General features: G+C 62.7%; 12 protein-coding genes. 10 read left to right on the top strand and 2 right to left on the bottom strand.

Features of this window, described 5'->3' with window-relative positions; genetic code table 11:
* Nucleotides 1–78 precede the first annotated feature (78 nt).
* The 7 genes from QU596_RS12235 (at nt 79) to QU596_RS12205 (ending at nt 8,627) form a co-directional block, all read left to right on the top strand.
* Entirely contained in the window at nt 79–381 is a 303-nt protein-coding gene (locus QU596_RS12235; protein WP_308515841.1) for a hypothetical protein, read from the top strand.
* A 109-nt stretch (nt 382–490) separates the two neighbouring features.
* On the top strand, nt 491–1,156 hold the full coding sequence (locus tag QU596_RS12230) for a response regulator transcription factor (RefSeq protein WP_308515840.1): 666 nt from the start codon (nt 491–493) through the stop codon (nt 1,154–1,156).
* Nucleotides 1,157–1,239: 83 nt separating this feature from the next.
* Nucleotides 1,240–2,574: a sensor histidine kinase gene (locus QU596_RS12225; RefSeq protein WP_308517995.1), complete on the top strand. Its 1,335-nt coding sequence runs from the start codon at nt 1,240–1,242 to the stop codon at nt 2,572–2,574.
* An 88-nt stretch (nt 2,575–2,662) separates the two neighbouring features.
* The gene (locus QU596_RS12220) at nt 2,663–4,684 is read left to right on the top strand and encodes a M13 family metallopeptidase (RefSeq protein WP_308515838.1); all 2,022 of its coding nucleotides are present in this window, start codon (nt 2,663–2,665) and stop codon (nt 4,682–4,684) included.
* A gap of 41 nt (nt 4,685–4,725) precedes the next feature.
* A complete protein-coding gene (locus QU596_RS12215) occupies nt 4,726–5,739 on the top strand; it encodes a polyprenyl synthetase family protein (protein ID WP_308515836.1) in 1,014 nt (337 codons plus the stop codon).
* Nucleotides 5,740–5,865: 126 nt separating this feature from the next.
* Complete coding sequence (gene hrpB, locus QU596_RS12210) at nt 5,866–8,316, top strand: ATP-dependent helicase HrpB (RefSeq protein ID WP_308515834.1); 2,451 nt, start codon at nt 5,866–5,868, stop codon at nt 8,314–8,316.
* A 32-nt stretch (nt 8,317–8,348) separates the two neighbouring features.
* The gene (locus tag QU596_RS12205) at nt 8,349–8,627 is read left to right on the top strand and encodes an ETC complex I subunit (RefSeq protein ID WP_308515832.1); all 279 of its coding nucleotides are present in this window, start codon (nt 8,349–8,351) and stop codon (nt 8,625–8,627) included.
* A gap of 293 nt (nt 8,628–8,920) precedes the next feature.
* Here QU596_RS12205 and QU596_RS12200 read toward each other — a convergent pair whose 3' ends face one another.
* Nucleotides 8,921–9,124: a hypothetical protein gene (locus tag QU596_RS12200; protein WP_308515830.1), complete on the bottom strand. Its 204-nt coding sequence runs from the start codon at nt 9,122–9,124 to the stop codon at nt 8,921–8,923.
* 196 nt (nt 9,125–9,320) lie between these two features.
* Between QU596_RS12200 and QU596_RS12195 the strand changes: the two genes are divergently transcribed.
* Nucleotides 9,321–9,650, top strand: a complete 330-nt coding sequence (locus tag QU596_RS12195; protein ID WP_308515828.1) for a HigA family addiction module antitoxin — start codon at nt 9,321–9,323, stop codon at nt 9,648–9,650.
* 173 nt (nt 9,651–9,823) lie between these two features.
* Here QU596_RS12195 and QU596_RS12190 read toward each other — a convergent pair whose 3' ends face one another.
* Nucleotides 9,824–10,552: a PEPxxWA-CTERM sorting domain-containing protein gene (locus tag QU596_RS12190; RefSeq protein WP_308515826.1), complete on the bottom strand. Its 729-nt coding sequence runs from the start codon at nt 10,550–10,552 to the stop codon at nt 9,824–9,826.
* Nucleotides 10,553–10,672: 120 nt separating this feature from the next.
* Here QU596_RS12190 and QU596_RS12185 point away from each other — a divergent pair, with 120 nt between their 5' ends.
* Both QU596_RS12185 and QU596_RS12180 read left to right on the top strand, forming a co-directional pair.
* A complete protein-coding gene (locus tag QU596_RS12185) occupies nt 10,673–11,455 on the top strand; it encodes a cytochrome b/b6 domain-containing protein (protein WP_308515824.1) in 783 nt (260 codons plus the stop codon).
* Nucleotides 11,452–12,198: a molybdopterin-dependent oxidoreductase gene (locus tag QU596_RS12180; protein ID WP_308515823.1), complete on the top strand. Its 747-nt coding sequence runs from the start codon at nt 11,452–11,454 to the stop codon at nt 12,196–12,198. Before QU596_RS12185 ends, QU596_RS12180 begins: the two co-directional genes overlap by 4 nt.
* Nucleotides 12,199–12,250: the final 52 nt, after the last annotated feature.

Genomic DNA, 12,250 nt, shown 5'->3' with positions numbered 1-12,250 from the left:
TGAACGCGGCACGACGGCAGTATTCATAGCCTATTCAATGCAAGGTGTTAGAAACGCTTCCGAACTGAGAGTCGGTCAATGAAACTGTTGCGTACCATCTTTCTTGCCGCGGCCGTCGCCGGTGGCCTGACCAGCGCTCCGGCGCTGGCCGATCCCCCGCGCGATGCGGACCGGGCTTTCCGCTCGCGTGAGCAGGGCCGGTCGATGCCGCTGCCGCAGCTCGAGCGTCGGGTCATGCCGATGATGGGCAGCGGTGCCGATTATCTCGGTCCCGAGATGAACGGCGACACCTATCGCTTCAAGTTCATGCAGAACGGCCGCGTGATCTGGGTCGATGTTGACGGCCAGGGCCGCGTCGTCCGCCGTTCGCGCGACCACTAAAGCCTTCGCGGTTGACTTCTCGGCCGCAGTTCCCAGTTGTTCCGGATAAGCAACTTCTCGTCGCAACAACGGTTGACGGCGCGAATATGAACAGCTCCGGGGACCTTCCATGCGCATTCTGATCGTCGAAGACGAACCCAATCTGGGCCGCCAACTGCGCTCGACGCTGGAAGGCGCCGGCTATGCGGTCGATCTCGCCACCGATGGCGAGGACGGCCATTATCTCGGCTCGACCGAGAATTACGATGCGGTGATCCTCGATCTCGGCCTGCCCGAGGTCGACGGGCTCACAGTGCTCGACCGCTGGCGCAAGGAAGCGCGCAAGATGCCGGTGCTCGTGCTGACCGCGCGCGACAGCTGGTCGGACAAGGTGGCCGGGCTCGATGCCGGCGCTGACGATTATTTGGCTAAGCCGTTCCAGACCGAAGAGCTGATCGCCCGCCTGCGCGCGCTCATCCGCCGATCCTCGGGCAATGCGTCGAGCGAGCTGATCGCCGGCGACATCCGCCTCGACACTCGCTCGGGTAAGGTCACCAAGGATGGTGAGCCGGTCAAATTGACCGCTCAGGAATACAAGCTCCTCTCTTACCTGATGCACCACAAAGGCAAGGTCGTCAGCCGGACAGAATTGATCGAGCACATTTACGATCAGGATTTCGACCGGGATTCTAACACTATCGAAGTGTTCGTGACGCGTATCCGCAAGAAGCTCGGCGCCGACGTCATCACGACCATCCGCGGCCTCGGCTACAGCCTAGAAGAACCGACGAGTTGAACGACCAAGCCGCCCCGGTGACGGCGGCGGCCGAAAAGAGGCCAGCCGCCAGGCGGCGGGTAACGGGCTCGCTCAACCGCCGCATGATCGGCATCGCCGGCGTGTGGATCGGCGCGCTCTTGCTGATCGGCGGCTTCGCGCTCGACCGAGTGCTGACCCGCTCGATCGTCGACAGCTTCGACAATCAGCTCGTCTTCGTGCTCAATTCGATGATCGCGTCGTCGGAGATCGGTCCATCCGATACCGGCGATCAGGGCGAGGTTCGCTTTAACCGAGCGCCGGCCGATCAACGCTTTGTCGAACCCTATTCAGGGCTTTATTTTCAGATCAGCGGCTCCGGCGCCGAAACCTTCCCGTCCCGATCGCTCTGGGACCGGCGGCTCCGCGTCAGCGACAGCCATGCCGACGTGAAGCCGCACCTTTACGATAGCGATGAATTCTCGACCCGCGACCATGCCGAGCCGATCCGTGTCGCGGAACGGGACGCCATCCTTCCCGGCTCGAACGTGCGCTGGCGTTTTCAGGTGGCGCAGTCGCGCGAGACGATCGACGATCAGATCCGCCGACTCCGTTCGACCTTGATCTGGAGTTTCTCCGCCTTGGGCGTAGGCCTGCTCGTCCTGGCCGCTTTGCAGACCTTCTATGGCCTGTGGCCGCTGCGCCGCGTCCGCGACGAGGTTTCGGCGATCCGGTCTGGCGACAAAACCCGGATCAGCGATGAATTCCCGACCGAGATCCGGCCTCTGACGGAAGAGATCAATCAGCTATTGGCCCATAGCGAGGCGCAGGCGGAAGAAGCGCGGCGCCACGCCGGCAATCTTGCCCATGCGCTCAAAACGCCGCTTACCGTGATCACCAACGCCGCCACGGCCAGCGACCCCGATCTCGTTCGCACCGTCGTTCGCGAGGCGTCCGTCATGCGGCGGCAAGTCGACCATCACCTCGCGCGCGCGCGCGCCATCGGACGCCGTGCCGCCGCGCAATCGCGCGCTCGCGTTTGGGACAGCCTTGAAGCAGTGCAGCGGGCGGTCGACCGGCTGCACGATGGCGTGACGATCGACATCGCGGGCGATCACGCGGCGCAGGTTCGGGTCGAGCGCCAGGACCTTGATGAAATGCTTGGCAACCTCGTCGAGAATGCTGCGAAATACGGGGGCGGCCGGGTGTTCGTAACGGTCGAGCCAAAGGGCAAGATGATCGACATTCTCGTCGAAGACGATGGGCCCGGTATACCGGAAGACAGGCGCGGAGAGTTGTTCACACGCGGCGCTCGCCTGGACACCACTGGCAAGCCGGGGACAGGCCTTGGCCTGGCAATCGTGCGAGACGTCGCGGAAATATACGGCGGCACGATCCATCTCGAAGAGAGTGAGGACCTCGGTGGCCTTCTCGCTCGGCTGAGCCTGCCCGCGGGTTAGCGCAGACGGCCCTTTCGTCGAATTGGCGATTGCACGGCCAAGCGCCGCGATTAGGGTTCGCGCCAATGATTCGGGGAGGAAGTTTCCTATGCGTTTCCGCCACTTGTTGCTGACTGGCGCGCTTGCCGCTGCAATTCCGTCGATCCTGCTTGCCGCCGGACCGCGCTACGGCACCTGGGGCGTCGAAACCAAGGACATGAACAAGAACGTGAAGCCGGGCGACGGCTTCTTCGAATATGCCGAAGGCACCTGGCTGAAGAACTATCAGATTCCGGCCGACAAGACGGGCGCTGGTTATAATTACGAGTTGCCGGACGAGATCGAGCAGCAGGTCAAGAAGATGGTCGAGGCCGAGACGGCCAAGCCCGGCTCGCCGATCGCGCAGAAGATTGGCAATGCCTACGCCGCGTGGATGGACGAGAAGGGTATCGAGGCCCGCGGCCTCGATCCGGCCAAGCCCTACCTTGCCAAGATCGACGCTGTTGCGAACCGTGCCGAGTTGGTGAAGCTCATGGCGCAGCCTTCCTATGCCGCGCCCATCTACCTCGGCATCTCCACGGATCAGGACGATCCCACCCGTTACACGGCCGTGGCCGGCCAGGCGCGCCTTGGCCTTCCCACACGCGATTATTACCTGCTGACGGGCGAGAAGTACGACAAGATCCGCAAGGCCTATCGTCAGTACATCATCGATCTCAGCACGCTCGCTGGCCTGCCCGACGCCGCCGGCCGCGCGGACCGCATCATCGCGCTCGAGACGCGGCTGGCGAAGGACCAGTGGACGCCCGAGCGCCGCCGTGATCCGGTCGCGACGCACAATCCGATGACCCGCGCGCAACTGATGAAGCTCGCGCCGCAGTTTAACTGGGCCGAAACGCTGCAGTCGATGGGCCTCGGCGCGGCAAAAAAGGTCGACGTGGCGGAAACAACCGCGGTCGCCGCCGCGGGTAAGCGCATCGCCGACGTGCCGCTTAGCACCTGGAAGGAATACCTCACCTTCCGGTTCCTCAGCGATCATGCCGACAAGCTGCCGAAGGCGTTCGACGACGCCCGCTTCGGTTTCTACGGCCGCACGTTGAATGACGTTCCCGAGCAGCGTGCCCGCTGGAAGCGAGGCATGGAGTTGCTAGACGAAAGCCTCGGCGAAGCGGTCGGTCAGCTCTACGTCGCGCAATATTGGCCGGCGAACACCTCCCGCATGGCCGACGAGCTCGTCGCCGACATGCGCGAAGCCTATCGTGAGAAGATCAGTGGCGCTTCGTGGATGGACGCGACCACCCGCGCCAAGGCGCTTGAAAAGCTCGGCACCTTCGATCCGCGCATCGGCCACCCGAAGAAGTGGATAGATTATTCCTCTCTGCAGATCAGCCGCACCGATCCGCTCGCCAACGAAATCGCCACGGAAAACTTCCTGTGGCAGCTTCAGTTGAAGCGTTTCCCCAACCCCGTCGATCGCGGATTGTGGGAAATGACGCCGCAGACGGTGAACGCCTATTACGATCCGACCCTGAACCAGATCACCGTTCCCGCGGCGATCCTGCAGCCGCCCTTCTTCGACGCGAACGCCGATCCGGCGGTCAATTACGCCGAGACCGGCGCCACCACGATCGGCCACGAAATGGGCCACGGCTTTGACGACCAAGGTCGCCAATATGACGCCAAGGGACGCCTGCGCGACTGGTGGACGCCCGCGACTGCCGCCAAGTACAAGGTGAAGGCCGACCGCCTCGCCGCCCAGTTCGATCAGTATGAGCCGATCCCCGGCGTGCATATCAAGGGCCGGCTGACGCTAGGCGAGAACCTTGCCGATCTTGGCGGGCTGGAGACGGCTTACGCCGCTTACCGCCGCTACGTCGCGCGTCACGGCGAGCCGCCAATCATCGACGGCTACACCGGCGACCAGCGCTTCTTCATCGCCTACGCGCAAGCATGGCAGGGCAAGCGCCGCGAGGGTGCGCTGAGACAGCAGTTGCTGAGCAACCCGCACAGCCCCGACCAATACCGGGTGGACGGAATCGTCCGCAATTTCGACCCCTGGTACAAGGCGTTCAACGTGCAGCCTGGCGACAAGCTCTACCTGCCGCCCGAGGAGCGCGTGCACGTCTGGTAAGCGGCTTTGATAAAACGGCGCTGTCCGGCTAGGGCGGCGCCGTGTCCGCCACCATTCACGACCTTCCAGTCCGCAAGCCCCCGTCGCTCGAAGCGCTGATGGCGCTGGTCGCCAGCGACATGAACGGCGTCAACGCCGTCATCCTCGACCGCATGCAGAGCAAGGTCGCGCTTATCCCGGAGCTTGCCGGTCACCTGATCGCCGGCGGCGGCAAGCGGATGCGGCCCATGCTGACCCTCGCGAGCGCAGCATTGCTCGGCTACCCCGGCACCCGTCATCACAAGCTCGCGGCCGCCGTCGAATTCATCCACACCGCGACCCTGCTCCACGACGATGTCGTCGATGGCTCTGGCATGCGGCGCGGCAAGCGCACGGCCAACCTCATCTGGGGCAACCCGGCCAGCGTTCTGGTCGGCGATTTCCTGTTCAGTCGCGCTTTCGAGCTTATGGTGGAAGACGGCAGCCTAAAGGTGCTCCGGATCCTCAGCCACGCCTCCGCGGTGATCGCCGAAGGCGAAGTCGATCAGCTCACAGCGCAGCGCCGGATCGAAACCGACGAAGACCATTATCTGCAGATCATCAGCGCCAAGACGGCCGCCCTATTCGCCGCCGCCTGCCGCATCTCGCCGGTGGTCGCGGAAGCGGGCGAAGATGCGGAGCAGGCCCTCGAAGCTTACGGCCGCAATCTCGGCATCGCCTTCCAGCTAAGCGACGACGTGATCGACTACGACTCCGACGCCGCGACCATGGGCAAGGGCGTCGGCGACGACTTTCGCGACGGCAAGATGACGCTGCCGGTCATCCTCGCCTATGCCCGCGGCAGCGACGACGACCGCGACTTCTGGCGCGATGCCATCGGCGGCAAGCGTGTGGACGACGAGGACCTCGCGTTGGCCATTCGGATGCTTCGCCAGACCGACGCGCTCGCCGACACCCTGGAACGCGCGAGGCTCTACGGCCGCCGGGCAATCGATGCGCTCGCCATGTTCCCCGCCGGCAAGGCCAAGGCCGCGCTGACCGAGGCCGCCGAATTCGCGGTCGCCCGCGCTTTCTGAGGCGCTGTCCTACAGGCCCGTGCTTGCGCAACAGCGGCGCCTCGATGAACTCGACCGCCGCGTGATCATGATGGCAGGAAGGCGCGGAAACCGGCCCGTCACTGTGAACATTCGGAACATTCGCGGATGATACTGCCGATCGACCAAGTCCTGCCAGACTTGCTGGCAGCCTTGCAGGGCAACGCGCGTGCGCTGCTGATTGCGCCGCCCGGCGCCGGCAAGACGACAAAAGTCGCTCCGGCGCTGCTGGCAGAGGGCTGGTGCACCGGAGAAGTTCTCCTGCTGGTGCCGAGACGCTTGGCCGCGCGGTCGGCCGCCGAATTCATGGCCGCCCAGCTCGGTGAAGCGCCGGGTCAAACCATTGGATATGCGACGCGGCTCGATTCGAGGATGGGCAAAGGCACACGCGTAGTGGCCATGACCCATGGCGTGTTCCTGGCGCGTATCCAGTCGGATCCGGAGCTGGCCGGCGTGTCGGCCGTCTTGTTCGACGAAGTCCACGAGCGAAGCCTCGACAATGATCTTGCGCTCGCGCTGGCACTGGACGCCGCTTCTGCGTTGCGCCCGGATCTGAAGCTCGTGGCAATGTCGGCAACGCTGGATGTCGAGCGCTTCGAAAGACTCCTCGAGTATCCGCCGACGGTCGTCAGCGAAGGCAACAGCTATCCGCTAGAAATAGAGTACGTCGGCCGCGATGCCGCGGCGCGGCTCGAACCGCAGATGGCGGCGACCATAAGATCAGCCCTTCGCGACCGCGAAGGATCGTTGCTGGCGTTCCTGCCCGGCGTCGCGGAGATCGAACGCGCCGCCGCGGCGTTGGAAAACCTGTCCGCCGATGTCGACCTCCATAAGCTTCACGGCGGGGTCGAACCCGTCTTGCAGCGTACGGCGCTGGCGGCGCCACCGACTGGCCGCCGGAAGGTCGTGCTCGCCACCAGCATCGCCGAAACCAGCGTGACGCTCGAAGATGTTCGCATCGTCGTCGACAGCGGCTTGGCGCGTCGCCCGCGCTATGATCGCGGCGCCGGGCTGACGCGGCTCACCACCGAGCGGGCCAGCCGCGCTGCAGTGACCCAGCGAGCAGGCCGCGCGGCGCGCCAGGCGCCCGGCGTCGCGATCCGCCTGTGGGAGGAAGCGGCCAATGCCTCCCTTCCCGCCCACGATCCGCCGGAGATCCTGGAGGCAAATCTCTCAAGCTTGCTGCTGACGTGCCTGCTGTGGGGTGCAGCCGATCCTCGACAACTGCCGTTCCTTGATCCGCCGACGGATGCGGCGCTCAGCGAGGCCAAGCGGCGGCTCCTTTACCTCGGCGCGGTTGGCGAAGACGGGCGCGTTACGCCGCATGGCCGCGCTCTTGCGCGACTGCCGCTTGAGCCGCGCCTTGCACACATGTTGCTGGAAGCGCGGGATCGCGGCTTCGGCGCGGCGGCAGCGGATGTCGCGGCTTTGCTTAGCGAACGCGGGCTTGGGGGTAACGACCCGGATCTCGAACTCCGCTGGCGGCGCTGGCGTTCGGATCGGTCTGCCCGTGCCGAGGCTGCCCGCAAACTCGCATCAGGCTGGCGCAAGCGGCTGGAGGTAGCTGACGCTAGCGTCAGCGAGCCCCAGCTTGGCACCGCACTCGCACTCGCCTTTCCCGACCGGGTGTCTCGCCGGCGCGATGCATCGGGCGAGCATTGGCAGTCCGTGGGTGGCCGAGGGTTCCGCCTCGACCCCGCCTCCTCACTTGCGGCAAGCCAATGGCTGGCCGTTGGCGAGGTCGCGGGCCATGCGTCCGGGCCACGCATTCTTTCCGCGGTTAGGATAGCTGAGGACGCGGTGCTGGAGTTGTTCGGCGACCGCATCGAAACCAGGCATGAGGGCGACTTCGACGCGGCGACCGGCGCGGTGACGCCGACACGCTCCCGGCGCCTCGGCGCGATCCGACTTACTAGCGGTCCCGATCCGAACCCCGATACCAATGCTATCGAGCAGGCGCTTCTCGGCGGCGTCCGCGAACATGGCTTGGAGATGCTGCCTTGGAACGAACAGACGCCGCAATTCCGCGCCCGCGCCGCTTTTGCCGCTCAGATTGAAGAAACGGTTCCGACTCTCGACGACCAAAGCTTGCTCGATTGCGCCGACGAATGGCTGGCGCCGCTGCTCACGGGAAAGCGACGGCTCAGCGATATTTCGCCGGCTGCACTTCAATCGGGACTCATGGCCCTCTTGAGCTACGCGGCAGCCCGTCGTCTGGAGGCGCTCGCGCCGGCCGATTTCGTCAGCCCGGCGGGAAGCCGTCACGCGATCGACTATACAGCCGCTGGAGGACCCACCGTGGAAGTTCGCCCGCAGGCGTTGTTTGGCCTGTCCGCCCACCCCATGATTGGGGGCGGCGGCGTACCGCTGATTCTTTCGATAACCTCGCCCGCGGGCCGGCCGATCCAGACCACACGCGACCTGCCTGGCTTTTGGGGCGGGAGCTGGCGCGACGTGGCGAAAGACATGCGTGGCCGCTACCCAAGGCATCCGTGGCCCGACGATCCCGCCGCCGCCGCCCCAACGCTCAAGACGAAGCGCGCGTCGGCTAGACCTTGATTCCGCGACCACAGTCAGCCACTCGTCCGTGCATGATCGCGCGCATTTCCGAACTCGAACGCAAGACGACCCAGTCCGGCAAGGCCTACAACGGCCGCTGGCTCCTGGAGTTCGAGCGGCGCGAACCGTTGCGGCCTGATCCGCTCACGGGATGGAACGGCTCTGGCGACACCAACCCACAGGTCCGGATGAATTTCCCAACGAAGGAAGCAGCCGTCGCTTATTGCGAGAAGCACGGGCTGAATTACCACCTGATTCCCTCGCAGCCGGTGCGGCTGAAACTCCAGGCGTACGCCGACAACTTCCGCTGATAGGCAGCGACTAGGCTGACGCTCCTGATCTTTGATTGCCTGCTCCGGCGCGGAGCGGGCTCCTCGATCTTTGGACTCAACGCGTGGCGCGCCGCGGCCTGCGCATCCCTGTTTTCCCTGTTTTGCAGGGAATTTACAGGGAAAGCGGTTCAGAATCGCTCTATTCGGCCGAATTTCGCGGCTGAAAATGTTAGAAATTCGCTGATTTTTACTGATTTCCCTGCTCGTGCGTAACAGGGAATTTGCAGGGACCTAACAGGGAATGAGCTGCTCCGTATCAGGGAAGCAGCCGGTCAGGAATGAAACCTGCCGAACAATGATTTTGTAGGTCGCTCTTTCAGCTTTTGCTTCATGACGTCGCGAAGACGATCAAGGTCCGCTCGCAACTCATCAATGACAGCATCGACCTCCTCATCTGCCGCGCAATCGGCTGCCAGCGGCGTTTGAAGCGCCACAATGCGCATTCCTCTTTCGCCTTCGGTGAAACCAAAATGCATTCTTGTTCTCCACTGATTGCGCGAATGGCTCAACTTTAGGGCAAAGTGGCAGCCCGGCCGCCGATTTACGCCTGAATCCGGTTGAACCGCTAGCTCGGGGGCGCCGAAAATAGCTAAAATCCGGGGCACAACGACGAGCAGCGTTCTCCATCATTGATCGTTGCGGAGGTATCGGTTCGCTGGCATTTTCGCGAAGATGCAATCCCAAGAATTGCCACCTAATCCCGGAAAGGTTCTGTCGGCGCTGCTTAAGGATCTTCGCCTGGCGCCCGTCGGACTCGCGGCAGCCATGGGGATCTCCCGCGCGCGAATGCACTACCTCCTGAAAGGGAAAACGCCGATAACGCCAAACACCGCGATACGGCTGGAAATAGCGACGGGGCTCACGGCGGAGTACTGGCTACAGTTGCAAGCTGCGCGGGACCTATTTGAAGAAAGGCTGCAGAACGCAGCTGAGTTTGAGCAGCTCTGCCGGGTTAATCCAACAGTGCGGCTGTCACATTTACCTGAGCGCCAGCGCGTCTAGCGCGCGCTCGGTCTAGTAGCCAATTCATGAGGTGGCAGGGCGGCCGCGAAGGTCGATTCTGGCCGCCCTGCCGGCATGCGCCTTGGGCAAGCGCACGCTTAGCGCTCCCTTGATCGCAAAAAATGAAAGCGGCCCCGAGTTACCGGGGCCGCTGCTAAAGTTTAGGTGGTGCCTTACGCGACTTGCGCGAGGATCGGCTGACGACGACGACGCATCGCAAAACCGATTCCGCCGAAGCCCATCAGCATCAGGGCCCAAGTCGCCGGTTCCGGAACTGCGCGAAGATTGGCCGTGCCGTTGAAGTTCGAGCCTGGACCACCGCTGAAGTTAAGGCTGTAACGAACCGTCTCTGACCACGGACCGGTGACGTTCAGCGCGTTTGCACCACTGAAAACGCCAGTACCGTTGAATACTGAGCTTTGCAGCAACGTGCCGCCAAAAAGCGCGTTCGTGGTGCTGTAATATGAGCTAATCGTAGCAGACAAACCCTGCAGCGTGTTCGAAGTGAACGCGCTCAGCAAGCTGGAATTGAGCGAAGTGAGATCGCTCTGGGTGACGTAAACGTCGATAATCGCGTTTGCGGCATTAGCTTGCTGAATGTTGATCGACTGGGTCAGCAACTGGGGCATCGTGAGCGCTGGAGCGCCGGTGCCGCCAATGTTGTACAGATAGCCACCGGGACCACTGGTCGATACGTAGCTGGCCGAACCTGTGCCGCCATCACAACCGACATTGGAAATTGCACCGCCATTTACGGCAATGCCGATGCAGACGGCTGCACTGGCAGGCGTCGCGGCGAAAGCAACTGCGGCCGCGGCCGTTGCTGCAAGTAGATAACGCTTCATGAGTAAACTCCCTGTTGCCCCGCGAATCGACTCAACGGTTAAATAATCCTTAAACAAATTAAGGGCCTTTGTTAATCCTGAAAACACTTGGTAATTCCCGCCACTTCGTAAGCTGTCCCCGGTGGTTGCATGCGAACATGACCGGGATGCTTATCTCGGCTATGTGCGGCAGTTCTGATGGAAGAATCTGCGTCCGACCCGACGGAACGGCCTGAACGGGAGACATTGTCGACCGAGCGTTCGCGGCCCCTTCGAAGGACGGTCTACCGTCATGCACTAGCAACCAGGCTGTGGCACTGGATAAACGCGCTTACGGTCATGGTGCTGCTAATGTCCGGAATGATGATCTTCAACGCGCATCCGCACCTGTACTGGGGGCAGTTTGGCGCGAATTTTGATCACCCATGGCTGTCATTCCCGGGACGTCCGTTTCCCGGTTGGGCGACTATTCCTTCAACCTACAATCTAGCAGCTGCACGGCGGTGGCATCTCGCCTTCGCCTGGTTACTGTCAATCGGCCTCATCCTGTTTTTGATAGCCAGTTTTCTGAATCGCCACGCGCAGCGTGATCTCAAGCCAAGCGCTGATGAGATTAAGCCGCGCCACATCTGGCAAGACATTCAGGAGCATGCGCGCCTGCGCTTCCCGACGGGCGAAGCGGCGCTTCGGTATAATATTCTGCAGAAGCTAAGCTATGTTGCGGTAATCTTCGTCCTAATTCCGATGATGGTGCTGACAGGGCTCGCCATGTCTCCCGCCATGGACGCGGCGTGGCCGTGGTTACTCGACGTTTTCCAAGGACGGCAGTCTGCGCGATCCATCCATTTCATCTGCGCGGCTGCGTTGCTGGCGTTTATCATAGTGCATCTCGTGATGGTGCTACTCGCTGGTCCAATGAATGAGATCACGTCGATGATAACAGGACGCTTTCGCGTTCCTCCTGAGGAAACAGTGTCATGATCGAGCGGCGGAGGTTCATCGCAACCGGCGCGGCGGGCCTGATGGTGGGTGGTTGTGACAGACTGAATAACAGTTCCAATTTCCGCGGCGTTTTGCGCTCCGCGGAGAAGCTCACGATGGCAAGCCAGCGGCTGATCTCGTCGCGCGATGCATTGGCGCGCGAGTATGGTGAAGCAGACATGTCGCCGATCTTCCGGTCCAATGGGACCCGCGTGCCTGGCGGAGATGCTTATGCCCGTCATGCCGCTGAGCAGTTCGCCAATTGGCGGCTGGTGGTCGATGGCCTGGTAACGCGGCCACTGTCGGTTCCGATTCAGACGCTTCGCCGCCTCCCCGTTCGTACCCAGATTACCCGTCATGACTGCGTCGAGGGCTGGAGTGCCATCGGCAAGTGGCACGGCGTGCAGCTATCGCGCATCTTGGAGTACGCGGGACTAAGTACTCGAGCGAAGTACATTGTATTCCACTGCGCGGATCGGTTTGGCGACAAGCCCTACTACGAGAGCATCGATCTCGTGGACGCGTTCCACCCGCAGACGATTCTTGCTTGGGGGATGAACGGGCACCTGCTGCCAATCCCGAACGGCGCGCCGCTTCGCCTGCGAGTTGAGCGCCAGCTAGGCTATAAACACGCCAAGTACGTAGAGCGCGTCCAGGCGGTTGAGAGTCTTTCAGACATCTACGGAGGCAAGGGCGGCTACTGGGAAGATAACGTCGACTACGAATGGTACGCGGGCATTTAGCCACCGCCCGCCGTTGGCTCGCGCCAAATAAATGAGAGCTTGATTGGTCTTA

The organism is Sphingomonas flavescens (assembly GCF_030866745.1).
In the GTDB taxonomy this organism is placed as follows: domain Bacteria; phylum Pseudomonadota; class Alphaproteobacteria; order Sphingomonadales; family Sphingomonadaceae; genus Sphingomicrobium; species Sphingomicrobium flavescens.
The sequence above is the reverse complement of the archived record's forward strand: the minus strand, read 5'-3'. Positions and strand labels throughout refer to the sequence as shown.

Coding starts and splice junctions, on each gene's coding strand:
- hrpB (WP_308515834.1), top strand. CDS start 5,866: ATGATACTGCCGATCGACCAAGTCCTGCCAGACTTGCTGGCAGCCTTG.
- QU596_RS12195 (WP_308515828.1), top strand. CDS start 9,321: ATGCAATCCCAAGAATTGCCACCTAATCCCGGAAAGGTTCTGTCGGCG.
- QU596_RS12180 (WP_308515823.1), top strand. CDS start 11,452: ATGATCGAGCGGCGGAGGTTCATCGCAACCGGCGCGGCGGGCCTGATG.
- QU596_RS12225 (WP_308517995.1), top strand. CDS start 1,240: ATGATCGGCATCGCCGGCGTGTGGATCGGCGCGCTCTTGCTGATCGGC.
- QU596_RS12235 (WP_308515841.1), top strand. CDS start 79: ATGAAACTGTTGCGTACCATCTTTCTTGCCGCGGCCGTCGCCGGTGGC.
- QU596_RS12200 (WP_308515830.1), bottom strand. CDS start 9,124: ATGCATTTTGGTTTCACCGAAGGCGAAAGAGGAATGCGCATTGTGGCG.
- QU596_RS12220 (WP_308515838.1), top strand. CDS start 2,663: ATGCGTTTCCGCCACTTGTTGCTGACTGGCGCGCTTGCCGCTGCAATT.
- QU596_RS12185 (WP_308515824.1), top strand. CDS start 10,673: ATGGAAGAATCTGCGTCCGACCCGACGGAACGGCCTGAACGGGAGACA.
- QU596_RS12205 (WP_308515832.1), top strand. CDS start 8,349: ATGATCGCGCGCATTTCCGAACTCGAACGCAAGACGACCCAGTCCGGC.
- QU596_RS12230 (WP_308515840.1), top strand. CDS start 491: ATGCGCATTCTGATCGTCGAAGACGAACCCAATCTGGGCCGCCAACTG.